Origin of the sequence: Acidovorax sp. NB1, from assembly GCF_005405905.1 — a bacterium.
Classification (GTDB): domain Bacteria; phylum Pseudomonadota; class Gammaproteobacteria; order Burkholderiales; family Burkholderiaceae_C; genus Acidovorax.
On the sequence record NZ_BJHU01000021.1, the window covers coordinates 462929 to 486163 of the forward strand.

The following is a 23235-nucleotide window of genomic DNA, read 5'->3' on the forward strand; positions in this document are numbered from 1 at the left end:
GCATGAGGGTTTCTACAGATCACGGGTGGAGCGATCCAGTGTGGTTGGGGCACCTGCGCGGGCCCCGGCCGCGCCCGGTGGCATCGCTTGCGGCACTGCACCAATGCTGTGCATGCATAGCAGGCAACGCATAATGCTCGGCGCGCTCACCCCGCCGCTCCATCGGTCAACGCCCAGGTGCACAACACCGCCGGGCCACAAGATCGGTATCCGCCCCTTGTGTTTTCTGACTCCCCGCGTCCATGTCCACCTCCACTCCCGATGGGCGGCCCGCTGCGCCCGACGCGCCAGCGGCTGCTGACGCCCCCCGCTCCCTGCGCCTGGAAGACTGGCTCATCGTCCTGACGATGGCCGCCCTGGCACTCATCACCTTCGTCAATGTGGTGGTGCGCTATTTCACCGATGCATCGTTTGCCTGGACCGAGGAGATCTCGGTGTTCCTGATGATCGTGCTGGCGCTGGTCGGCGGCTCGGCGGCAGTGGCGCGGCAGCTGCACATCCGCATCGAGTTCTATGCCGATGGCGGCTCGGAGCAACGCAGGCAGCGGCTCGCACAGTTCGGCGCGCTCATGGTCGCGCTGCTGTTTGGGCTGATCACGGTGCTGAGCGTGCGCGTGGTGTGGGACGACTACCGGTATGAAGAAACCTCCCCCGGCATCGGCGTGCCGCAGTGGTGGTACTCGGTGTGGCTGCCGGTGCTGTGTGCGCTGACGACGGCCCGGGCGCTGCAACTGTGGGCACGCCTGCGGCGCGCAGCGGCCACATCAGCCACAGCGGAGGCACGCACATGATCGCCACGCTGCTGTTTGTGGCCTTTCTGGGCATGATGTTTCTGGGCGTGCCGATTGGCGCCGCCCTGGGCCTGGCGGGCGCTGCCGCCATTGCGCTGGCCAATGCCGAGACCCCCTGGTTCGGCCTGCTGGCCGTGCCGCAGAACTTCTATGCCGGGCTCGGCAAATACCCGCTGCTGGCCATCCCCATGTTTGTGCTCGTGGGCTCGATCTTCGACCGCTCGGGTGTGGCGCTACGGCTGGTGAACTTTGCGGTCTCCATCGTCGGGCGCGGCCCGGGCATGCTGCCACTGGTGGCGATTGCGGTGGCCATGTTTCTGGGCGGCATCTCGGGCTCGGGCCCGGCCACCGCAGCTGCTGTGGGCGGGGTCATGATTGCGGCCATGGCGCGCGCGGGCTACCCCGCCGCCTACTCGGCCAGCGTGGTGGCGGGCGCGGCCGCCACCGACATCCTCATACCGCCGTCTGTGGCCTTCATCGTGTACTCGGTGTTGGTGCCCGGCGCCTCGGTGCCCGCGCTGTTTGCTGCCGGCATGTTCCCCGGGGTGCTGGCGGGCATTGCACTGATTGTCCCGGCCGTGTGGCTGGCGCGGCGCCACAAGATGGGCGGCGCCGAGGCCGACATGCCGCGCCCGCCGTTCTGGCGCAGCCTGCGCGAGGCCTCCTGGGGCCTGGCGGCGCCCGTGGTGATCCTGGGCGGCATGCGCGCGGGCTGGTTCACGCCCACCGAGGCCGCCGTGGTCGCCGTGTTCTACGGCCTGTTTGTGGGCATGGTGGTGCACCGCACGATCCGGGTGCGTGACCTGTTCGGCATCCTGCGCGAGGCGGGCGAACTCTCGGCCGTGATCCTGGTGGTGGTCTCGCTCGCGGGCATCTTTGCGTTCTCGCTGTCCACGCTGGGCGTGATCGACCCCATCACCCGCGCCATCGTGCAGTCGGGCCTGAGCGAGCAAGGCGTGCTGGGCGCGCTGATTGTGGTGCTGCTCGTCGCGGGCATGTTCCTCGATGGCATTTCCATCTTCCTGATCTTTGTGCCCCTGCTCATGCCCATCATGCAGCACTACCAGTGGGACGTGGTGTGGTTCGGCGTGGTGCTGACGCTCACCGTGGCGATTGGCCAGTTCACGCCCCCCATGGCCGTGAACCTCATGGTGTCCAGCAAGATCGCGGGCGTGCGGATGGAGCAGACCACCCGCTGGGTCGTGTGGCTGGTGCTGGCCATGACCGTGGCCATGCTGCTGGTCGTCGTGTTCCCGCAGATTGCACTGTGGCTGCCCCAGCGCCTGGGCTACTGATTGCCTTTTGCTTATTCACTCAACCCACCATCCATCCAACAAGGAGACAACCCATGAAACTGCGCACCTTCCTCACCTCGGCCGTGGCCGCTGCGGCCGCCCTGGCGTTCACCGCGCCCGCCGCCATCGCACAGACCACCTACAAGAGCGAATACCGCATGTCGCTGGTGCTGGGCACCGCCTTCCCCTGGGGTAAGGGCGGCGAGCTGTGGGCCAACAAGGTGCGCGAGCGCACCCAGGGCCGCATCAACATCAAGCTCTACCCCGGCGTGTCGCTGATCCAGGGCGACCAGACGCGCGAGTTCAGCGCGCTGCGCCAGGGCGTGATCGACATGGCCGTGGGCTCCACCATCAACTGGTCGCCCCAGGTCAAGCAGCTCAACCTGTTCTCGCTGCCCTTTTTGTTCCCCGACTACGCCGCCGTGGACGCGGTGACGCAGGGCGATGTGGGCAAGAGCATCTTCGCCACGCTGGACAAGGCGGGCGTGGTGCCCCTGGCCTGGGGCGAAAACGGCTACCGCGAAATCTCCAACTCCAAGAAGGCGATCAAAACCCCGGAAGACCTCAAGGGCCTGAAGATTCGCGTGGTGGGCTCGCCACTGTTCCTGGATACCTTCACCGCCCTGGGCGCCAACCCCACGCAGATGAGCTGGGCCGACGCACAGCCCGCGTTTGCCAGCGGCGCGGTGGACGGGCAGGAGAACCCCTTGTCCATCTTCACCGCCGCCAAGCTGCACAGCGTGGCGCAGAAGAACATCACGCTGTGGGGCTACGTGAACGACCCGCTGATCTTTGTGGTGAACAAGGAAATCTGGAACAGCTGGACGCCCGCCGACCGCGAGATCGTGAAGCAGGCCGCCATCGACGCAGGCAAGGAAGAAATCGCCATCGCCCGCAAGGGCGTGGTCGAGGCCGACAAGCCCCTGCTCAAGGACATCGCCGCCCTGGGCGTGACCGTGACCCAGCTCTCCCCCGCCGAGCGCGCCGCGTTTGTCAAGGCCACCCGCCCCGTGTACGACAAGTGGAAGGGCCAGATCGGCGCCGACCTGGTGAACATGGCCGAGAAGGCGATTGCGGCGCGCAAGCAGTAAAAGAAAGCAAACGCCCGCCCACCCCGCGCCATCAGCGACCTGACGGCGCTATACAAATAATAGCTGCCAGCGCTTTTCCATCAGGCGCAGGCAGCTATTATTTCTTCGAATCGCCATCTGGCACCGGGTGCTTGACCGCGTTCTTGCGCAGCTTGTGCTCCACCGCCTCGGCCAGGTCCACGCCCGCGTGGTCGGCGATCTGCAGCAGGTAGAGCAGCACATCGGCCACCTCGTCGGCGATGGGCTCCTTCAGCGCCGGATCGCCTGCCACCGCCAGCGATTGCTCGGGCGTCATCCACTGGAAGATCTCGGCCAGCTCGGCCGCCTCCACCATCAGCGCCATGGCCAGGTTCTTGGGCGTGTGGAACGGCTGCCAGTGGCGCTCGGCCGCAAAGGCGCGCAGCCGGGCTTGCAGGGCTTCGAGATCGACAGCGGACATCAATACTCCTGATTTGATAGCTAAAAGCGCTTACCCATTGCGCGCAGACGGCCTTTTTTATTCAAATTTCAGAGCGGCGACACCGGCGCCTCACCCGCCAGGTGGCGCCGGGCGTTCTCCATGAACCGATCCACCGACGCCTGCACCGCCTCGGGCGACCAGCCCGCCACATGGGGCGTGAGCACCACGTTGTCCAGGTCCAGCAGCTCGGCCGGAGGCGCGGGCTCGCTCTCGTACACGTCCAGCCCTGCGGCGGCAATCCGGCCGCCGCGCAGCGCTGCTGCCAGGGCGGCGGTGTCGATCACGCTGCCGCGTGCGATGTTGACCACCACGCCACGCGGGCCCAGCGCGTTCAGCACGTCGGCGTTGACCAGATGCCTGGTGCCCGCGCCACCCGGCGTGGCCACGACGAGGAAGTCTGCCCACGCGGCCAGCGCCTGCACATCGGCAAAGTAGCGATAAGGCACATCGGTGCGCGCGCTGCGGTTGTGGTAGCCCACCTCGATCTCGAAGCCCAGCGCGCGCTGCGCAATCTTTTTGCCGATAGTGCCCAGGCCGATGATGCCCAGCCGCTTGTGCGACACGTTGGGCGGCAACGGCAGGGCCGTGCGCCAGATGCCTGCGCGCGTGGCCTTGTCCAGCGGCAAAATGCGGCGCTGCGCCGCAATCAGCAGGCCCCAGGTGTGGTCGGCCACGCAGTCGTCATTGGTGCCTGCACCGGTTGCCACCACAATGCCGCGCGCCTTGGCATGGGCCACGGCAATGTTCTCGTAGCCCGCGCCCAGCGCGCAGATGAGCGTGAGCGCAGGCAGCGCATCGATCTGCGCCGGGCTCAGGCCCACCGCACCAATGGTCAACACCACCCGCACGCGGGGGCCGTGCTGCGCGATGGCAGCGGCGGCCTGCGGCGCGTCGGGCGCGTAGATCACTTCAAAGGTCTGGGCCATCTGGGCGATGTGCTCTTCAGACAAAAACATGAGGGCGAGAAGGACGGGCTTCATGGATCAAAAATCGCGAAACAAATGAAAGAGAGAGGGATGCCGCTCAGGCGGCGGCATCACTTTGCTGGAGCGACCACATGCTGGCGTAGCGCCCACCCAGGGCCAACAGCTGCGCGTGCGTGCCGCGTTCGATGATGCGGCCCGCGTCCATGACCAGGATTTCGTGTGCGTCCACCACCGTGGACAGGCGGTGGGCAATCACCAGCGTGGTCTTGTTCTGCGCCACGCCCTGCAGCTCGGCCTGGATGGCGCGCTCGTTAGCCGAATCCAGCGCGCTGGTGGCCTCGTCAAAGATCAGGATGGGCGGGTTCTTGAGCAAGGTGCGCGCAATCGCCACGCGCTGCTTTTCGCCGCCCGAGAGCTTGAGCCCCCGCTCGCCCACCATGGTGGCGTAGCCCTTGGGGGTGCTGGCGATGAAGTCGTGGATGCGCGCGGCACGGGCGGCGGCTTCGATCTCGTCCTGGCTGGCGCCGGGGCGGCCATAGGCGATGTTGTAGGCCACGGTGTCGTTGAACAGCACGGTGTCCTGCGGCACGATGCCAATCGCCTGGCGCACGCTGCCCTGCGTCACGCTGCGGATTTCCTGCCCCGCAATGGTGATGCGGCCCTGCTGGATGTCGTAGAAGCGGAACAGCAACCGCGCCAGCGTGCTCTTGCCCGAGCCCGACGGCCCGACCACCGCCACCGTCTTGCCCGCCGGGATCTCGAAGCTGATGCCTTGCAGGATGGTGCGCCCACCAGTGCTGATAACGCCAGGATCGTAGGCAAACACCACGTCCTCGAAGCGCACGGTGGGCTGGTCCAACCCCGCCAGCGGCTGGGCGCCGGGGGCGTCGGCCACCTCTCGCTCCTTGTCCATCAGCGTGAACATCTTGTCCAGGTCGGTCAGGCTCTGCTTGATCTCGCGGTAGATCACGCCCAGGAAGTTGAGCGGGATGTAGAGCTGGATCATGAACGCGTTGACCATGACCAGGTCGCCCAGCGTCATGCGCCCATCGACCACGCCCTGCGTGGCGCGCCAGAGCATGGCCACCAGGCCCACGGCAATGATGAGCTGCTGACCGGTGTTGAGCATCGACAGCGTGGTCTGGCTCTTCAGGCGCGCACGGCGCAGTCGCTCCAGGCTTTCGTCGTAGCGGCGGGCCTCGAAGCCTTCGTTGTTGAAATACTTCACCGTCTCGTAATTGAGCAGCGAGTCCACGGCCTTGGAGTGCGCGGCCGAGTCAAACTCGTTGGCCTCGCGGCGGAACTGGGTGCGCCACTCGGTCACCAGCACCGTGAAGGTGATGTACAGCGCCAGCGCCGCCAGCGTGATCCACGCAAACCAGGCATCGAACTTGATGGCCAGCACCGACAGCACCAGCACCACTTCGACCAGCGTGGCGACCACGTTGAACAGGGTGAAGGAGATCAGCGACTCGATGCCGCGCACACCGCGCTCGATGTCGCGCGTCATGCCGCCGGTCTGCCGCTCCAGGTGAAAGCGCAGACTCAGGGCGTGCAGGTGCTCAAAAGTCTGCAGCGCAATCGAGCGCGCCGCGCCCTGCGTGGCCTTGGCAAACACCAGCTCGCGCAACTCGGTGAACAGCGAGGTGGACAGCCGCAGCGCGCCATAGGCCACCAGCAGCCCCACCGGCACCACCAGCAAGGCGGCCGGGTCGCCGGGCTGCAGGCTCATGGCATCGACCAGCGTCTTGAGCAGGATGGGCACGCCCACATTGGCGAACTTGGCGCCCACCATGAAAACGATGGCGGCGATCACGCGCCATTTGTATTGCCACAGGTAGGGCAGGAGCCGGTGCAGGGTGGCCCAGTCGGACGGGGCGGGCGGGGTGCCAGCGGCGGGGGCAATGGCACCGGCAGCGGTGGGGGCAGTTTCGCCGTGGTGGCGCATGGGGGACAATTCCGGTTGTTGTTTTTACCGACCTGGCTGATGCCCAGGTGGTTTTTCTCGGGGCGCAAGGCCTGGTGAAACCACCGGTTTCCCCAAGGATTGGCTCAGCCCCAACCGAGATTGTGCCCATGTCTGCCGTTTTCAGCCCACCACCCGCCGCATTGCCCACCGACAAGGAACTGGTGCTCAAGGTCATCCCCATGCCCGCCGACACCAACGGCAATGGCGACATCTTTGGCGGATGGGTGATGGCGCAGGTGGACCTGGCGGGCTCCGTGCTGCCCGCGCGCTACATCCAGGGCCGCATGGCCACGGTGGCGGTCAATGAATTCATCTTCAAGCAGCCCGTGCGCGTGGGCGACATCCTGTCGTTCTTCTCAGCCATCACGCGCGTGGGCAACACCTCGGTCACCGTGGAGGTGGAGGTGTATGCCGAACGTTTTTCTGCCCAGGGGCAGTATGTGAAAGTGACGGAGGCGCGCCTGACGTACGTGGCCATCGACCACCAGGGCAGACCGCGCCCCGTGCCCAAGCACAACGCGCCCGCCTGAACACGGCGCGCTGGCAAGGCCACACCGCAGTGGTGTGCCGCGCGCGCAGCGCCAAGGCGCGCGCAGGTGCGGCGGCGGTCAGGCCGCCAGTGCGGTGGCCGGTTCTGTTCGCAAAGGCGCAGCCCCGCGCTGCAGATGGCTGCTGCCGGAAGACGACGATGAGGCCGAGAACCCTGCCTCGATCTCACCCGCCAGCTGGCCACCCTCTTCCACCACCAGCTTGCCGTAACGGATCTTGCCGTTGACCTTGCCCGAGCTGTAGATCACCAGCTTCTGGCGCACGGTGAGCGTGCCGTTGAATTCGCCGTGGATCTCGGCAATGTCGATCTCGGCTGAGCCCTTGAACGCCCCGTTCTCCGAGATCTGGATCACGCGCGAGTCCATCGTGGCCTCCACCGTGCCCTCGACCACGAGCGTGTCGCAGTCGGTGATCTCCACGCCCTTGAGCTTGATGTTGGGGCCCACTGTGAGCTTGCTGCCCGTGCTGTCGCTGGCACTGCTGAGCTTGGGGGCTGCCGCTGGGGGCACCGGCTGTGCCGATGCTGCGCTGCTGCTCACCGCACTGCTGCCCAATACGGAGCCTGAAGTGGTGCTGCTGCGGGGTTGGAACGACTCGGGTTCACGCTTGCCAAAGAAGGGGTTTTGCACGGCCATCAGATCTCCTTGAAAAGAGGCCATGCTAGGTTTCACGCTCCGCGAAAGATGCCTTCGTTACGCAAGAACGGTAACCAAACGGTTCGATGGTTGCATGCACTTGCAAGGCTTGCGGGATCACACATCCCGCAGTTACATCCTGCGGCGCACACCTCAAGACACGATGTAGGCAGCCGCGCCCGCCGACATGATCTGCCCGTCCGGCCCCAGGAACTCCATGCGTGTGGTGGCCACACGCGAGCCCAGGCGCAGCACCTGGGCTCGCAGCTCGAAGTGGCTGCCAATGCCGGGGCGCAGGTAGTCGATGCGCAGGTCGATCGTGCCCAGCTTGGCAAAGCGGTGCAGGCGCTGCTCGGGCAGCTCGTCCAGGTGCTTGGCGCCAATCGCGGCCATCACGGCCAGGCCACCCATGGCGTCGAGCCCCGCGCTGATCACGCCGCCGTGGATTCGGTTGTAGGCATAGTGCCCCACCAGGTCGGGCTTCATGTCAATACGGCCCACCACGCCATCGGGCGCCAGCGATGTGATCTTGAGGCCCAGCACCTGGTTGAACACGATCTTCTCTTCAAAGATGGCCTTGAGCCCGGCGACGAAGGCGGGCTCGAAGGCTTGCGGGGCGGGGGGCGCGGATTTGCTCATGGGTCTCCTGGGATGGATGTTGTGTGAGGAACAAGGGGCCACGCCCCTGAATGCTCCTGATTTTGTAGCTATCAGCGCTTGATGGACAGGCGCAAGCGGCCATTTTTATCTAAAACTTGCCGTGGCGCCCTTCCCCGGTGGCAAACCGGGTGGCTCCGCGCAGCGCTTCGGCCAGGCATTCGCGCCCACCGGCCCACTCCTGCAGCAGCGCCTGCTGCAGCGGCAGCCCCTCGCCCGCCAGCGCGCTCGCGCGGACGGCACGCAAGGTGGCTTGCGGAAAGGCGGCCAGTGTGTGTGCCAGCGCCAGCGCCGCCTGCAGCGCCTGGCCCGCAGGCACCACGCGGTTGCACAGGCCCATGCGCAGGGCCTCGTCCGCCTCGACCTTGCGGCCGGTCAGGATCAGGTCGAGCGCGTGCGACAGGCCCACCAGGCGCGGCAATCGCACCGTGCCGCCGTCAATCAGGGGCACACCAAAGCGGCGGCAGAACACGCCCATGTAGGCGTCCTCGGCCATCACACGCAGGTCACACCACAGCGCCAGCTCCATGCCGCCCGCCACGGCCGCACCTTCTATCGCCGCGATCACGGGCTTGGACAACTGCATGCGGCTCGGTCCCATCGGCCCCTGCGGGTGGACCGCATCGGCGGCGAAATCAAGCGTTTGCGCCAGCGCCTCAGGCGCCACGCCGTCGGCCAGCAGGCGCGCGCCCGCCTGCAGATCCCAGCCCGCACAGAAGTGCCCGCCCGCTCCGTGAAACACGGCCACGTCCGCGTGCTCGTCCTGGTCGAACGCGAGGAAGGCCGCATGCAGGGCCTGCGCCGTTGCCGCGTCCACCGCGTTGCGCACATCGGGCCTGTGCAATGTCACCAGCGTGACACGGCCTTGCGTTTCCACCTCTACGGACATGTGCTTCTCCTATGGGCCGATGCTCAGAGCCTGTTCACCCACCCGACGTTATTCCTATTGCGCGGGGTGCAGTGCTGCGTCAATATCCGCCGCGACCCGATCGTCACCCCTCTCAGGGTTAGCCCCGAGTGCGGTAAGCAGCGGTCGCAGTCAACATTATTTATGCAAAGCAACCGCTTTGTAAAAATCTTCTGGAGAGCCAGGGTGCAATTTGTGCAACTGTTGATCAGCGGTGTCTCCCAGGGGTGCATCTACGGGCTGATCGCGCTGGGCTTTGTGCTCATCTACAAGGCCACCGAAACCGTGAGCTTTGCGCAAGGCGAACTCATGATGCTCGGCGCGTTTTGCGGCCTGGCGCTGATGACCGTGCTGGGCTTTCCCTTCTGGGTGGCGGTGCTGGCCAGCGTGGTGGCCATGGGGCTGTTCGGCGTGCTGGTCGAGCGCGCAGTGATCCGCCCCATCCTCGGCCAGCCCGCGTTCTCCATCGTCATGCTCACCATCGGCATCGGCTACGTGATGCGCGGCCTGGTCACCATGATCCCCAACATCGGCACCGACACACACACGCTGCCCGTGCCCTACAAAGACCAGTCCCTGCGCCTCGGTGAGTTGGTGGTCAGCGCCGAGCAGCTGGTGGTGATCGGCGCTACGGGCGTGTTGTGCGTGCTGCTGTTTGCGATGTTCCGCTACAGCAAGCTGGGTATAGCCATGCAGGCCGCATCGCAGAACCAGCTGGCGGCCTACTACATGGGCATCCCGGTGCAGCGGCTCAACGGCCTGGCCTGGGGGTTGGCAGCCGTGGTGGCGGCGGTGGCCGGGCTGCTGCTGGCGCCCATCACTTTTGTGCATGCCAACATGGGTTTCATCGGCCTCAAGGCCTTCCCGGCCGCCGTGGTCGGGGGCTTTGGCAGCCTGCCGGGCGCCATCGTGGGCGGGCTGGTGATTGGCATTGTCGAATCGCTCTCGGGCTTCTATCTGCCTGATGGCTTCAAGGACACGGCGGCGTACATCGTGGTGCTGATCATGCTCATGGTCAAACCGAATGGACTGTTCGGCGAAAAGCTGAGAAAGAAAGTCTGACCCCATGCGCTTTCTTTTCAAGACCTCTTACGCGCAAGACATCCGCCTCGCCAAACACGGCGGCCATGTGTTCTGGTACAGCCTGCTGGGCCTGGCCCTCGTCGCCGCGCCCTGGGTCGCGCCTGAATACTGGCTGGCGCAGCTGACCTTTGTACTCATCTACGCCATCGTGGGTCTGGGGCTGATGCTGCTGGCGGGCTTCACAGGGCTGTTCTCGCTGGGGCACGCGGCCTTTCTGGGCGTGGGGGCCTACACACAGGCTGTGCTCACGGGCATGGGCTGGCCGTTTGCGCTGTCGCTGGCCTGTGCAGCCGGTCTGTCGGCCGCCGTGGGCGTGGTGGTGGGCCTGCCCGCGCTGCGCGTCAAGGGCATCTACCTGGGCATGGCCACGCTGTCGTTCGGCTTCATCGTAGAGGAGGTATTCGCGCGCTGGGAGTCGGTGACGGGCGGCAACTCCGGCAAGCACCTGGTGCCGCCGCAGATGTTCGGGTACTCGTTCGAGTCCACCGAGTCGTTCTACTTTTTGTGCCTGGTGATTGCGGTGGTCAGCACACTGGCCATCCTGAACCTGCTGCGCTCGCCCACGGGTCGCGCGTTCGTAGCCATCCGCGATTCGGAGATTTCGGCGCAGAGCATGGGCATCCACCTGGCGCGCTACAAGACGCTGTCGTTCTCGCTCTCGGCCGCGCTCGCGGGCGTGGGTGGCGCACTGTATGCCCACAAGCTGCAGTTCATCTCGCCGGACCAGTTCAACATCCTGCAGTCCATCGACCTGCTGCTCATGATCGTGATCGGTGGCCTGGGCTCGGTGCACGGTGCGTTCCTGGGCGCGATCTTCCTGATCTCGATGCCGCAGCTCATCTCGCTGTCCAAAGACTGGCTGCCGGATTCCATCGGCCAGGCGCCGGGGTTGCAGGCCGTGGTGTATGGCGCGGTGCTGATCGCCTTTGTGCTGTTCGAGCCCATGGGCCTGTACGGCCGCTGGCTCAAGGTGCGCACCTGGCTGCAGATGTTCCCGTTCTACCGCCAGGGCATGTTCAAGCGACAGAAGTCGTTCCAGAAATCGGATCGCTTGAAATGAAACACCCCCCTGAGTCGCTTCGCGCCTTCCCCCCGCTCTCGCTTCGCTGCGCTGCGCGGGCAGGGGGACAACGCCCTCGCTGCGGGGCGGCCCTTGCTCGGCGTTCCTGGCCTGGGCCACGCCAGTCTCAACCCACACGCAACAGTACGAGCGCCATGGAGGGAGCACTGTGACGACCGATGTGCTTCTCAGCGCCCAGAGCCTCAGCGTGCGCTTTGGCGGCGTGCTGGCCGTCAACAACGTGAGCTTCGACGTGCGGCGCGGCGAGGTGTTCACCCTCATCGGCCCCAACGGCGCGGGCAAGACCACGGTGTTCAACCTCATCAGCCGCATCTACACCCCCACCACCGGCACCATCGCCTATGCGGGGCCCGGCGGCGCCATGCTGCCGCTCACCGACCAGCCGCCCCACAAGGTGGCGGGCCTGGGCATCGCGCGGACGTTTCAGAACATAGAACTCTTCGAGCATGCCAGCGTCCTGCACAACCTGCTGATCGGCCGCCACACCCGGCAGCACAGCAGCCTGTGGGCTGAGATGTTCTTCACGCGCAAGGTGCGTGAGGGCGAAATTCAGGCGCGAGAGAAGGCCGAGCAGGTCATCGACTTTCTCGACCTGCAGCACTACCGCGACACCATGGTGGCCGGCCTGCCCTACGGTGTGCGCAAGGTGGTGGAACTGGCCCGCGCGCTGTGCACCGAGCCGCAGTTGCTGCTGCTCGACGAGCCATCGTCGGGCCTGAACGTGGAAGAGACCGACGACATGGCCTTCTGGATCCAGGACATCCAGCACGAGCTGGGCATCACGGTGCTGATGGTGGAACACGACATGTCGCTGGTGTCCAAGGTGTCCGACCGTGTGCTGGCCATGAACCAGGGTGAGGTGGTGGCCATGGGCACGCCGCGCGAAGTGCAAACGCATCCTGGGGTGATCGAGGCGTACCTGGGCACCATCGACGATGTGAGCAACCTGCGCCGCCCAGCGGGTTCCAGCATGGGAGTCCGCACATGAGCGCCGTGCTGTCCGCCCCCGCCACCAGCCCGGCAGCCAGCGCCGCCGACCAGCCCCTGCTGCGCCTCCAGAACGTGGAAAGTGCCTACGGCCCCATCAAGGCCATCCGGGGCGTGAGTCTGCAGGTGCGGCGCGGCGAGATCGCCGCCGTGCTGGGCAGCAACGGCGCAGGCAAGACCACCATCCTCAAGACCATCAGCGGCATCATCGACCCGCGCAAGGGCTCCATCGAATTCCAGGGCCAGGACATCACCGCCCGCGACCCGGCCGCCATCGTGCGCCGGGGCCTGATGCATGTGCCCGAGGGGCGCGAGGTGTTTCCGCTGCTGTCCGTGCGCGACAACCTGCTGATGGGCGCCTACACGCGTGCCGACAAGGACGCAGTGGCGCGCGACATCGAGACGGTGTTCGGCTACTTCCCCATCCTCAAGGAGCGCGCCGCGCAAGATGCTGGCCTGCTCTCGGGCGGGCAGCAGCAGATGCTGGCCATCTCGCGCGCACTCATGGCCAACCCCGAACTCATCCTGCTTGACGAGCCCAGCCTGGGCCTCTCCCCCAAGCTCACCAAGGAGATCTTCGAGATCGTGGTGCGTATCAACCGCGAGCGCGGCACCACCATCCTGCTGGTCGAGCAGAACGCCAACATGGCGCTCAACGCATCGGACTACGGCTACGTGCTGGAGAACGGCCGCATCGTGATGGAAGACAGCTGCGAGCGCCTGCGCGAGAAGGACGACATCAAGGAGTTCTACCTCGGCATGAAGGACGAGGGCGTGCGGGGCGAGCGGCGGTGGAAGAAAAAGAAAACATGGCGATGAGGACAACATGAGCAATCTCTGGGACCTCGATCACATCCAGCCCGCAGGCACCGACGTGCTGGCAGGCGACACCATCGCCGCCATGTTCTGGAACGCCGTGGCCGAGCGCGGCCCGCGCGTGTGGATGCGCCAGAAAGAGCTGGGCATCTGGAAGAGCTGGACCTGGGACCAGACGGCCGAGGCCGTGCGCGAGATTGCGGGCGGCCTGATGTCGCTGGGTTTTGCGCCGGGCGAATGTGCGTCCATCCTGTCCAACACCAACATCGAGTGGGTGCTGGCCGACCTGGCCGTGCTGAGCTGCGGCGGCGTGGCCAACGGCATCTACCCCACCGACGCTGCCGCGCAGGTGCACTACCTGAGCGAAGACTCGCGCACCACCGTGCTGTTTGTGGAAGACGACGAACAGCTCGACAAGGCGCTGGAAGTGCGCGGCCAGCTGCCGCTGCTGCGCAAGATCGTGGTGTTCGACATGGAAGGCCTGCGCGGCCTGCAGGACGCCGATGTGCTGAGCCTCACGGCCCTGCGTGAACTGGGCCGCGCGTGGAACGCACAGCACCCCGACGCGCTTATGCAGCGCGTCAAGGCCTGCCGCCCCGACGACGTGGCCATCCTGGTCTACACCTCGGGCACCACGGGCAAACCCAAGGGCGCCATGCACACGCACGCCGCGCTCACCTACACCGTGCGCGGCTACAACACGCTCATCTCGCGCAGCGAGGCGGACGAGACCATGTGTTTCCTGCCGCTGTGCCACATCGCCGAGCGCATGGGCGGCGAATACTTCTCGCTCTACACCGGCGCACGCCTGAACTTTGTGGAGAACCCCGACACCGTGCCCGAGAACGTGCGCGAGATCGCCCCCACGGTCTTCACCGCCGTGCCACGCGTGTGGGAGAAGTTCTATTCGGGCGTGATGATTGCCCTCAAGGAGTCCACCCGGCTGCAGCAGGCGGCCTATGCCTGGTCCATCGGCGTGGGCACACGCATCGCCGAGAAGGTGCTGGCGGGCCAGCCGGTGGGTGGCCTGCTGAAGGCGCAGTTCATGCTGGCGCGCTTTCTGGCGCTGAACAATGTGCGCAAGCTCATCGGCATCCACCGTGCGCGCTTCCTGGTTACAGGGGCGGCGCCCATATCGCCCGAGCTGGTGAAGTGGTACCTGGCCTTGGGCGTGCCCATGCTGGAGGTGTGGGGCATGACTGAGACCTGCGGCGCGGCCACGGGTGTGCCTGCCACGCGCATCAAGCCCGGCTCCATCGGCCCGGCCGCCAGCTACAACGAGGTGCGCATCGACCCCGCCACGGGCGAGATCCTGGTGCGCGGCCCCAATGTGTTCAAGGGCTATCTCAACCTGCCCGAGAAGACCGCCGAGACCATTGACGCCGACGGGTGGCTGCACACGGGTGACGTGGGCAATATCGACGCCGACGGCTACCTGCGCATCACCGACCGCATGAAGGACATCATCATCACGGCCGGTGGCAAGAACATCACGCCCAGCGAGCTGGAGAACGAACTCAAGTTCAGCCCCTATGTGACGGACGCGGTGGTGATTGGCGACAAGCTGCCCTACCTCACGGTGATCATCATGATCGACCAGGAGAACGTGGAGAAGTTTGCGCAGGACCACGACGTGCCCTTCAGCAACTACGCCAGCCTGACCCGCGCGCGCGAGGTGCAGGACCTGATCCAGGCCGAGATCGACCGCGTCAACGCCAAGTTCGCGCGTGTGGAACAGATCAAGAAGTTCTTCCTGCTCGACACCCAGCTCACGGCCGAGGATGAAGAGCTGACCCCCACCATGAAGCTCAAGCGCAAGCTGGTGCAACAGAAGTACGCGCCCCAGATTGAAGCCATGTACCGGTAGGCACGCACGTCACGCAACGACAGGCCACGCCCATCAGGATAGGGAAAGTGCTGGTGCCCCACCCGGGGCATCGTTCTATAACGAGCGATCGTTTTTGTTTCGATCCAACCGAAGGAGACGTGCCATGAAGTTTCATCACATTGCCGCGCTGGCCCTCGTGGCCATGGCCGGTGTCTCGGTGCAGGCCCAGCCCAGCCAGGGCGTGAGCAAGGACACCATCACGCTGGGGTCCATCCAGGATCTTTCGGGCCCGCTGGCCGGGTTTGGCAAGCAGGTGCGCCTGGGCATGATGCTGCGCGTGGACGAGGCCAACGAGCAAGGCGGCGTGAACGGCCGCAAGCTGGACCTGAAGGTGGAAGACTCGGGCTACGACCCCAAGAAAGCCGTGCTGGCCGCGCAGAAGCTGGTCAACCAGGACAAGATCTTCATGATGATTGCGCACATCGGCACGGCGCAGAACCTGGCCGCCATGCCCGTGCAGTTCAGCAAGAACGTGATCAACTTCTTCCCCGTGACGGCCGCGCGCGAAATGTACGAGCCCTTCCACAAGCTCAAGTATTCGTTTGCCGCCACCTACTACGACCAGATCCGCCTGGCCGCGCCCAAGCTCATCAAGGAAAAAGGCGCCAAGAAGGTCTGCACCATTTACCAGGACGATGAGTTTGGCCTGGAAGTGATGCGCGGCGGCGAGGCAGCGCTCAAGTCCATGGGCATGGACTTCGCCGAGAAGACCTCGTACAAGCGCGGCGCCACCGACTTCTCCTCACAGGTCGCCAAGATGAAGTCGTCCGAGTGCGACTTCGTGATCCTGGGCACCATCATCCGCGAGACCATCGGCACGATTGCCGAGGCACGCAAGACGGGCTTCAACCCCACCTTCCTCGGCTCCAGCGCCGCCTACACCGACCTCATCCACAAGCTGGGCGGCAAGCCCATGGACGGCCTGTACGCCACCATGACGGTGCAGCACCCCTACCTGGACGAGGCCAGCCAGCCCATCCGCTTCTGGGCCAACAAGTACAAGACCAAGTTCAACGAAGACCCCACCGTCTTCTCGGTCTACGGCTACAACGCGGTCGATGCGTTCATCAAGGCGGCGCAAAAGGCGGGCCCCAACCTGAGCACCGACAGCTTCATCAAGGCCATGGACACCATGGTGATCCCGCCCGACATGTTCGGCAGCGCCGAAGGCACCTTTGGCCCCCAGAAGCGCCTGGGCAGCGACCTCTCGCGCCTGTCGCAGATCACCGACGGCAAGTGGAAGGTGGTCTCCGACTACGTCAAGCCATGAGCGCCTGACCCGCCGCACCCAAGCCGCCTTCGGGCGGCTTTTGCATTTCAGGGGATGCGTTTCGGCGGCGTCGGTGGCAAAATGATTTTAACCAAGCAGTAACTTTGCATAAATAGGATCTGCCAGCACCATGATCGAACGCACCCTCTTCCAACCCGACCACCAAGCCTTTGCCGACAGCTTCCGCCGCTTTATCGAGAAAGAAGTGACGCCCCACCACGCCGACTGGGAAGACCAGGGCTACGTAGCGCGCGAGGTGTGGAGCCAGGCGGGCGCCAACGGCTTTCTGTGCATGAGCCTGCCCGAGGAATACGGCGGCGCCGGGGCCGACAAGCTGTATTCGGTAGCGCAGATGGAAGAGCTGGCGCGCGCTGGCACCACCGGCATCGGCTTTGGCCTGCACAGCGAGATCGTGGCGCCGTACATCCTGCACTACGGCACCGAGGCGCAAAAACAGAAGTACCTGCCCCAGATGGCCAGCGGCGCGATGGTGGGCGCCATTGCCATGAGCGAGCCTGCCGCAGGCAGCGACCTGCAGGGCATCAAGACCACGGCCATCAAGAGCGCCGACGGCAGCCACTACGTTCTGAATGGCAGCAAGACCTTCATCACCAACGGCTGGCACGCCGACCTGGTCATCGTGGTCGCCAAGACCGACCCGGCAGCAGGCGCCAAGGGCACCAGTCTGTTACTGGTCGAGCGCGGCATGCCCGGCTTTGAAAAAGGCCAGCGCCTCAAGAAGATGGGCATGAAGGCCCAGGACACCTCCGAGCTGTTCTTCAATGACGTGAAGGTGCCGGTGGACAACCTGCTGGGCGGCCCCGCCATGGAAGGGCGCGGCTTTATCTGCCTGATGGAGCAGCTGCCGTGGGAACGCCTGCAGATCGCCATCACCGCCGTGGCCGCTGCCCAGGCCGCGATTGACTGGACGCTGGACTATGTGAAAGAGCGCAAGGTCTTCGGCCAGCCTGTCGCCGCCTTCCAGAACACCCGCTACACCCTGGCCGAGCTGCAGACCCAGGTGCAGGTGGCCCGCGTTTTTGTGGACAAGTGCTGCGAGCTGATCGTGAAAGACCAGCTCGACACCCAGACCGCCAGCATGGCCAAGTACTGGACGACCGACCTGCAGTGCAAGGTGATGGACGAATGCGTGCAGCTGTTTGGCGGCTACGGCTACATGTGGGAATACCCCATCACCCGCGCCTATGCTGACGCCCGCGTGCAGCGCATCTATGGCGGTACCAACGAGATCATGAAAGAAGTCATCTCGCGCGGCATGGGCCTGCCCGCGCGCTGATGCTTCAATTTTTATAGCTAATAGCGCTTGATGGACGCGCGCAAACGGCCAATTTCATTCAAATCTGGAGACCACACCATGACCGAAGCCTACGTTTTCGACGCGCTGCGCACCCCGCGCGGCAAGGGCAAGAAGGACGGCACCCTGCACGAAGTCAAGCCCATCGACCTGCTGGTGGGCCTGCTGACCGAGCTGCAAGCGCGCCACCGCTTTGACACCGCTGCGGTGGACGACGTGGTCATGGGCATCGTCTCGCCCGTGGGCGAGCAGGGCTCGGTGTTGCCCAAGGTGGCGGCGCTCAAGGCCGGGTGGGACTTTCGCTGTGCAGGTGTGCAGGTCAACCGCTTCTGCGCCTCCGGCCTCGAAGCCGTGAACCTGGCCGCGCAAAAGGTGCGCAGCGGCTGGGAGGACCTGGTGGTGGCGGGCGGTGTGGAGAGCATGAGCCGCGTGCCCATCGGCTCCGACGGGGGCGCCTGGGCGCAAGACCCGGAGACCAATTCCGCCACGCTGTTCGTGCCGCAGGGCATCGGCGCCGACCTGATCGCCACGCTGGACGGCTACAGCCGCGCCGATGTGGACGCCTTCGCGCTCGAATCGCAGCGCCGCGCCACCGCCGCGCGCGCAGCGGGCTACTTCAAGAATTCCGTCGTTCCCGTGCGCGACTTCATCGGCCAGACCATCCTGGCGGAGGACGAATTCATCAAGCCCAAGACAACCCTCGAAGGCCTGGGCGCGCTCAAGGCATCGTTCGAGCAACTGGGCGGCATGGGCTTTGACGCCGTGGCGCTGCAGCGCTACCCGCAGGTGGAGCGCATCCACCACGTGCACCACGCGGGCAATTCGTCCGGCATTGTGGATGGCGCCGCCGCCGTGCTCATCGGCAACGAGGCCGCCGCCAAGGCCCACGGCCTCACGCCCCGCGCGCGCATTGTGGCGACAGCGCTCAGCGGGGCCGACCCCACCATCATGCTCACCGGCCCCGTGCCCGCCGCCAAGAAGGCGCTGGCCCGTGCAGGCATGACCATCGACCAGATCGACCTGTTTGAAGTCAACGAGGCCTTTGCCGCTGTGCCCATGCGCTTCATGCGCGAGCTGGGCGTACCGCACGACAAGGTCAACGTGAACGGCGGCGCCATCGCCATGGGCCACCCGCTGGGCGCCACGGGCGCGATGATCCTCGGCACCTTGATTGACGAGCTGCACCGCCGTGGCCAGCGCTATGGCCTCGCCACGCTGTGCGTGGGCGGTGGCATGGGCATCGCAACGATTGTTGAACGCATTTGATGGACTGGGTAGGAGACAAGAACATGCAAACCATTCGCTACGAACTCATCCCCGCCCAGGGCACAGAAGGCCAGGTCGCCGTCATCACGTTTGACGAAACCAACTCCTCCGTCAACACCATGTGCCGCCAGTGGCAGCAAGAGCTGGATGAAGTCACCGCCCAGGTGCTGGGCGACCGCGAACGCCTGGGCGCCGCGCTCAAAGGCATCGTGCTGGCATCGGCCAAGACCAGCTTTTTTGCGGGCGCCGACCTCAAGGCCACCATGCGCCTCACGCCCGCCGATGCCCCCGCCGTGTTCGGCGAAATCGAGCGCATGAAGAAGCACTTCCGCACGCTCGAAACACTGGGCATCCCCGTGGTGGCTTGCCTGAACGGCGCGGCGCTGGGCGGCGGCTGGGAGGTGGCCCTAGTCGCCCACTACCGCATCGCCGTCGCCGACCCCAAGATCCAGTTCGGCCTGCCCGAGGTGACGCTGGGCCTGATGCCCGGCGCCACCGGCGTGACCAAGATGACGCGCCTGCTGGGCCTGATGGGCGCGCAGCCCTACATCCTGGAAGGCAAACTCTTCAACCCCGCCGAGGCGCTGGAGCTGCAACTGGTGCACGAGCTGGTGACCACGCGCGAGCAACTGCTGCCCGCCGCCCTGGCCCACATCGCCACCCACCCGCACGCCGTGCAGCCGTGGGACGACAAGAACTACAAGATGCCCGGCGGCACACCCGCCAACCCCAAGATCGCGGGTGCCCTGACGGTGGCGCCCGCCATGCTCAAGAAGACCACGCGCGGCCGCTACCCCGCGCCCGAGGCCGCGCTGGCCGCCATGGTCGAAGGCGCCATGGTGGACTACGACACCGCCCTGCGCATCGAAAGCCGCTACCTCGCCCGCCTGATGACCGGCCCCGTGGCGCGCAACATGATCAACACGTTCTTCTTCGACATGAACGCGATCAAGAGCGGCAAGTCACGCCCCGGCTCGGCCCCGCGCTACAAGCCGCAAAAGGTCGGCATCCTGGGCGCGGGCATGATGGGCGCGGGCATCGCCTGGGCCCAGGCGAGCAAAGGCATCGCAACCGTGCTCAAGGACGTGAGCACCCAGAAGGCCGAGGCTGGCAAGACCTACAGCGCCAAACTCACCCAGGCCCGCGTGGACAAGGGCCGCATGACCGCCGAGGCGCAGCAGGCGCTGCTGGCACGCATCACGCCCACCGCCAGCGCGGCCGACCTGGCGGGCTGCGACCTCATCATCGAAGCCGTGTTTGAAAGCCGCGACCTCAAGGCCAAGGTCACGCAAGAGGCCGAGCCACACCTCGCGCCCGGCGGCTTCTTTGCCAGCAACACCTCCACCCTGCCCATCAGCGGCCTGGCCACGGCCAGCAGCAAGCCCGAGAAGTTTGTCGGCATCCACTTCTTCAGCCCCGTGGACAAGATGAAGCTGGTGGAGATCATCCGCGGCAAACAAACGGACGACGAGACCGTGGCCCGCGCGTTCGACTACGTGCAGGCCCTGGGCAAGGTGCCCATCGTGGTCAACGACTCACGCGGCTTCTACACCAGCCGCACCTTCGGCACCTTTGTGATGGAAGGCGCCGCCATGCTGGGCGAAGGCATCCCCTCCGCCGCCATTGAAAACGCCGCCATGCAGGCCGGCCTGCCAGTGGGCCCGCTGGCCGTGCTGGACGAAACCGCGCTGACCCTGAGCGTGCACGTGCTGGACCAGACCCGCGCCGATTACGCGGCCGAAGGCAAGACCTACACCGCCACACCCGGCGAGCTGCTGGTAGAGCGCATGGTCAAGGAGCTGAAGCGCCCAGGCCGCGCCGGTGGCGGCGGCTTTTACGACTACCCCGCAGGCGCCAAGAAGCACCTGTGGCCGGAGCTGAAACCTCTGTTCGAAAAGCCCGGCGTGGAGTGGAGCGTGCAAGAGATCCAGGACCGTTTGCTCTACCGCCAGGCCATCGAGACCGCGCGCTGCCTGGCCGAGGGCGTGCTGACCAGCGTGCATGACGCGAACATTGGGTCGATTTTTGGGATCGGGTTTCCGGCGTGGACGGGGGGGGCGATGCAATTCATCTACGGGACGGGAGTAGAGGCGTTCTTGAAGCGTGCGGATGAATTGGCGGCGAAATACGGCTCGGGGTTCACGTTAGAAACAAAAGTCCGAGACGCCGTCCGCGAATTTCAGCCACGCTATTGACTGAACCTGGGCCCTTCAAGTCGGATACCTGAAGGAGCTCACTTCAGGCTCACGCAATGCATCCCCGACCAACTGCCACATATGCTGGTCTGGGGTTGTCGCGAACACGAACCACAACTCTGCAATATGCAGGGCGGGAAACACAACCTCCTCTAGAGAGAAACGGCCCTCTCTGTTGAGAAAGATTGCCACTATCAAATCATCGCCGGAATACTTGCTCAACCCATCGACCAGTGCCTGGACAGTTGCACCTTCGTTCAAATGCGCTGGCACCAACTCCTTGAGTTGCACCCGCGCAAAGTGCTGAACATCAGCAATCAGCCATGTAGCAACGAAGTCATAGTCACTTGATTCCACGGGAGAAAACAGAACCTGGCGCCCCAGACGCAAGGACATGCCATGGCAAAAAAGCGCAGCATGCCGAAATTCGCGTATGGGCTTCAAGCCGTTGGTTCGTAGATTGCGGACTTGTGGGGACAAGTTTGCGCCTACCATTTGAGACTCGATCTGGCGGAGTTCACGCAGAACCACTGCGGGGTCACGATACGACAGCGCGGCAAATCCCTTGAGGGCCGAGGAGGACTGCGTCACGGACTTTCCCCTTCACCAGCTGTAGAAGACGTTCATGTGATTTGTCCAGTTCGAACGGACTCGTTACGGTCCTGCGTACTCAGTCACCTTAAATGCTCGGTAGAGATGACACCACAAATAGTAAAGAAGCTCGTTTGCGTACTCATTGGACAAGCAGTTCTCTCTTTCTGTGTAGCGGGCGTGTTCATGGTGTTTCACTCTCCCATGATCAAGAGGGACACCATTGGGATGATCGAAAACATCGACAGAAATTATGTGCTCCGCGACCAGCTGACTCCTGCGCAGGTCAGTGAGTTGAACGAATACAAACGCGCCATCCAAACCAACGAAGACGCTCATTGGGGAAGGCATCGCTTTTCTCGGATGGTGGTGATTTACGGATTCTCGCTATCGACAGCTTTGAGCCTTGTAGTCGCCTGGTTTCTTGCGCGGCGGGTGCGTCCAGACCCCTCGCAAAGTTAACGCAGCGCTACCCGAGGCCACTTCAACGCTGGGTAAAGTGCCAACTGGCGCTACTAGCTAACCCAAGCTGCGGCGCTGGGCGCTATTCCCACTCACGGAATGCCCGCGGCCTTCAACCCCAACATCCCCCGCGCCTCCTGCGGCGAAGCCACCTCCCGCCCCGCATTGCGCGCGACCTTTGCCAGCTGCTCAATCAACGGTCCGTTCGAATCCGCCTTGGTCCCATCCGGCAGATAGAACGTGTCCTCCAGCCCCGTGCGCAGGTGCCCACCCAGCTCGGCCACGCGCTGGTGCACGGGCCAGATCTCGCTGCGGCCGATGACGGTGGCTTGCCAGGGGGCATCCTTGATCTTGAGCTTGAGCAGGATGGGCAGCAGGTCCGGGTCGGCGGGCATGCCGGACTCGACGCCCATCACAAAGTTGTATTCGGGCAGGCGCTCGGTGTACATGCCGGTCTGCACATACATCTCCACGCAGCGCACGATGCCCACGTCAAAGCATTCAAACTCGGGCAGCGTGCCGGTCTCCAGCATCACGTCGATGAAGTCCTTCACCTTGGCGGGCTGGTTGTCGAACAGCATGGGCGGCCAGGCCCAGGTGCCGTTGCTGCGCACCTTCAGGTAGTTGAGCGAGCCGGCGTTGCACGCGGCCATCTCGGGGCGGGTGGCGCGCAGGCAATCCAGCGGGCCTTGGTAGTGGGGGCCGACCACGCCGGTGGTCTGGTTGATGATCAGGCCAGGGCAGGCCTCGCGCATGGCTTGCACACAGTCGCGCGCCACCTGCGGATCCCAGCTGGGCAGGTGGCCCTTGCCGGGCTCCTGGTTGCGAAAGTGCACGTGGACCACGGCGGCGCCTGCGTCGTAGGCGCGGCGGGCTTCTTTCGCCAATTGCTCGGGCGTGACGGGCACGTGGTGCTGGCCAGGGTCCGTCAGCACGCCGGTGATGGCGCAGGTGATGATGGCTTTGTTGCCGTGGTCGGTGTTGTGCATGGGGCCTGTCTC

The 23235-nt window shown here is 65.0% G+C and carries 22 protein-coding genes; 14 read left to right on the forward strand and 8 right to left on the reverse strand.

Going from position 1 to position 23235, the window contains the following annotated elements; all coding sequences use genetic code 11:
• The first annotated feature begins 242 nt into the window (after positions 1 to 242).
• Genes AvAM_RS10430 through AvAM_RS10440 form a run of 3 tightly spaced genes read left to right on the forward strand, consistent with a single transcriptional unit; the run spans position 243 to position 3177 of the window.
• Positions 243 to 791, forward strand: coding sequence for a TRAP transporter small permease (locus tag AvAM_RS10430; protein WP_137746982.1), 549 nt, complete (start codon positions 243 to 245; stop codon positions 789 to 791).
• Positions 788 to 2086, forward strand: a complete 1299-nt coding sequence (locus AvAM_RS10435; RefSeq protein WP_137746983.1) for a TRAP transporter large permease — start codon at positions 788 to 790, stop codon at positions 2084 to 2086. Before AvAM_RS10430 ends, AvAM_RS10435 begins: the two co-directional genes overlap by 4 nt.
• Before the next feature lie 53 nt (positions 2087 to 2139).
• Positions 2140 to 3177, forward strand: coding sequence for a DctP family TRAP transporter solute-binding subunit (locus tag AvAM_RS10440; protein WP_137746984.1), 1038 nt, complete (start codon positions 2140 to 2142; stop codon positions 3175 to 3177).
• A 97-nt stretch (positions 3178 to 3274) separates the two neighbouring features.
• Here AvAM_RS10440 and AvAM_RS10445 read toward each other — a convergent pair whose 3' ends face one another.
• From AvAM_RS10445 to AvAM_RS10455, 3 genes are all read right to left on the reverse strand, one after another.
• Positions 3275 to 3616: a nucleotide pyrophosphohydrolase gene (locus AvAM_RS10445; protein ID WP_137746985.1), complete on the reverse strand. Its 342-nt coding sequence runs from the start codon at positions 3614 to 3616 to the stop codon at positions 3275 to 3277.
• Between the two features lie 68 nt (positions 3617 to 3684).
• Complete coding sequence (locus AvAM_RS10450; RefSeq protein ID WP_137746986.1) at positions 3685 to 4617, reverse strand: 2-hydroxyacid dehydrogenase; 933 nt, start codon at positions 4615 to 4617, stop codon at positions 3685 to 3687.
• Positions 4618 to 4660: 43 nt separating this feature from the next.
• On the reverse strand, positions 4661 to 6511 hold the full coding sequence (locus AvAM_RS10455) for an ABC transporter ATP-binding protein/permease (protein WP_137746987.1): 1851 nt from the start codon (positions 6509 to 6511) through the stop codon (positions 4661 to 4663).
• Positions 6512 to 6639: 128 nt separating this feature from the next.
• Between AvAM_RS10455 and AvAM_RS10460 the strand changes: the two genes are divergently transcribed.
• Positions 6640 to 7062 (forward strand): acyl-CoA thioesterase, encoded by a 423-nt coding sequence (locus AvAM_RS10460; protein WP_015012492.1) that lies wholly within the window; start codon positions 6640 to 6642, stop codon positions 7060 to 7062.
• A gap of 78 nt (positions 7063 to 7140) precedes the next feature.
• Here the strand turns inward: AvAM_RS10460 and AvAM_RS10465 are convergent, their stop codons facing one another.
• From AvAM_RS10465 to AvAM_RS10475, 3 genes are all read right to left on the reverse strand, one after another.
• Positions 7141 to 7716, reverse strand: coding sequence for a polymer-forming cytoskeletal protein (locus tag AvAM_RS10465; RefSeq protein WP_137746988.1), 576 nt, complete (start codon positions 7714 to 7716; stop codon positions 7141 to 7143).
• Between the two features lie 153 nt (positions 7717 to 7869).
• On the reverse strand, positions 7870 to 8355 hold the full coding sequence (locus tag AvAM_RS10470) for a thioesterase family protein (RefSeq protein ID WP_137746989.1): 486 nt from the start codon (positions 8353 to 8355) through the stop codon (positions 7870 to 7872).
• Between the two features lie 109 nt (positions 8356 to 8464).
• Positions 8465 to 9262: a crotonase/enoyl-CoA hydratase family protein gene (locus AvAM_RS10475; RefSeq protein ID WP_137746990.1), complete on the reverse strand. Its 798-nt coding sequence runs from the start codon at positions 9260 to 9262 to the stop codon at positions 8465 to 8467.
• A 204-nt stretch (positions 9263 to 9466) separates the two neighbouring features.
• Between AvAM_RS10475 and AvAM_RS10480 the strand changes: the two genes are divergently transcribed.
• The 9 genes from AvAM_RS10480 to AvAM_RS10520 all read left to right on the forward strand — a co-directional run bounded on the left by AvAM_RS10480 (position 9467) and on the right by AvAM_RS10520 (position 21181).
• Entirely contained in the window at positions 9467 to 10342 is an 876-nt protein-coding gene (locus AvAM_RS10480) for a branched-chain amino acid ABC transporter permease (protein WP_094288787.1), read from the forward strand.
• Positions 10343 to 10346: 4 nt separating this feature from the next.
• The gene (locus AvAM_RS10485) at positions 10347 to 11423 is read left to right on the forward strand and encodes a branched-chain amino acid ABC transporter permease (RefSeq protein WP_137746991.1); all 1077 of its coding nucleotides are present in this window, start codon (positions 10347 to 10349) and stop codon (positions 11421 to 11423) included.
• A 169-nt stretch (positions 11424 to 11592) separates the two neighbouring features.
• Positions 11593 to 12432, forward strand: a complete 840-nt coding sequence (locus AvAM_RS10490; protein ID WP_137746992.1) for an ABC transporter ATP-binding protein — start codon at positions 11593 to 11595, stop codon at positions 12430 to 12432.
• Positions 12429 to 13250 (forward strand): ABC transporter ATP-binding protein, encoded by an 822-nt coding sequence (locus AvAM_RS10495; protein WP_137746993.1) that lies wholly within the window; start codon positions 12429 to 12431, stop codon positions 13248 to 13250. The genes AvAM_RS10490 and AvAM_RS10495 overlap by 4 nt, the downstream gene beginning before the upstream one ends.
• A gap of 7 nt (positions 13251 to 13257) precedes the next feature.
• Complete coding sequence (locus AvAM_RS10500; RefSeq protein ID WP_137746994.1) at positions 13258 to 15114, forward strand: long-chain fatty acid--CoA ligase; 1857 nt, start codon at positions 13258 to 13260, stop codon at positions 15112 to 15114.
• A gap of 124 nt (positions 15115 to 15238) precedes the next feature.
• Positions 15239 to 16405 carry an ABC transporter substrate-binding protein gene (locus tag AvAM_RS10505; protein WP_137746995.1) on the forward strand — a complete coding sequence of 389 codons (1167 nt, stop codon included), beginning with the start codon at positions 15239 to 15241 and terminating at the stop codon, positions 16403 to 16405.
• A gap of 130 nt (positions 16406 to 16535) precedes the next feature.
• A complete protein-coding gene (locus AvAM_RS10510; RefSeq protein ID WP_137746996.1) occupies positions 16536 to 17702 on the forward strand; it encodes an acyl-CoA dehydrogenase family protein in 1167 nt (388 codons plus the stop codon).
• A gap of 78 nt (positions 17703 to 17780) precedes the next feature.
• Positions 17781 to 18986, forward strand: a complete 1206-nt coding sequence (locus AvAM_RS10515) for an acetyl-CoA C-acetyltransferase (protein ID WP_137746997.1) — start codon at positions 17781 to 17783, stop codon at positions 18984 to 18986.
• A gap of 23 nt (positions 18987 to 19009) precedes the next feature.
• Complete coding sequence (locus tag AvAM_RS10520; protein ID WP_137746998.1) at positions 19010 to 21181, forward strand: 3-hydroxyacyl-CoA dehydrogenase NAD-binding domain-containing protein; 2172 nt, start codon at positions 19010 to 19012, stop codon at positions 21179 to 21181.
• 15 nt (positions 21182 to 21196) lie between these two features.
• On the opposite strand, the gene AvAM_RS10525 is transcribed toward AvAM_RS10520, so the two are convergent.
• Positions 21197 to 21772 carry a hypothetical protein gene (locus AvAM_RS10525; RefSeq protein WP_137746999.1) on the reverse strand — a complete coding sequence of 192 codons (576 nt, stop codon included), beginning with the start codon at positions 21770 to 21772 and terminating at the stop codon, positions 21197 to 21199.
• A 228-nt stretch (positions 21773 to 22000) separates the two neighbouring features.
• Here AvAM_RS10525 and AvAM_RS10530 point away from each other — a divergent pair, with 228 nt between their 5' ends.
• Positions 22001 to 22234, forward strand: a complete 234-nt coding sequence (locus AvAM_RS10530) for a hypothetical protein (protein ID WP_137747000.1) — start codon at positions 22001 to 22003, stop codon at positions 22232 to 22234.
• Positions 22235 to 22326: 92 nt separating this feature from the next.
• Here the strand turns inward: AvAM_RS10530 and AvAM_RS10535 are convergent, their stop codons facing one another.
• Positions 22327 to 23223, reverse strand: a complete 897-nt coding sequence (locus AvAM_RS10535; RefSeq protein WP_137747001.1) for a 3-keto-5-aminohexanoate cleavage protein — start codon at positions 23221 to 23223, stop codon at positions 22327 to 22329.
• Positions 23224 to 23235 lie beyond the last annotated feature (12 nt).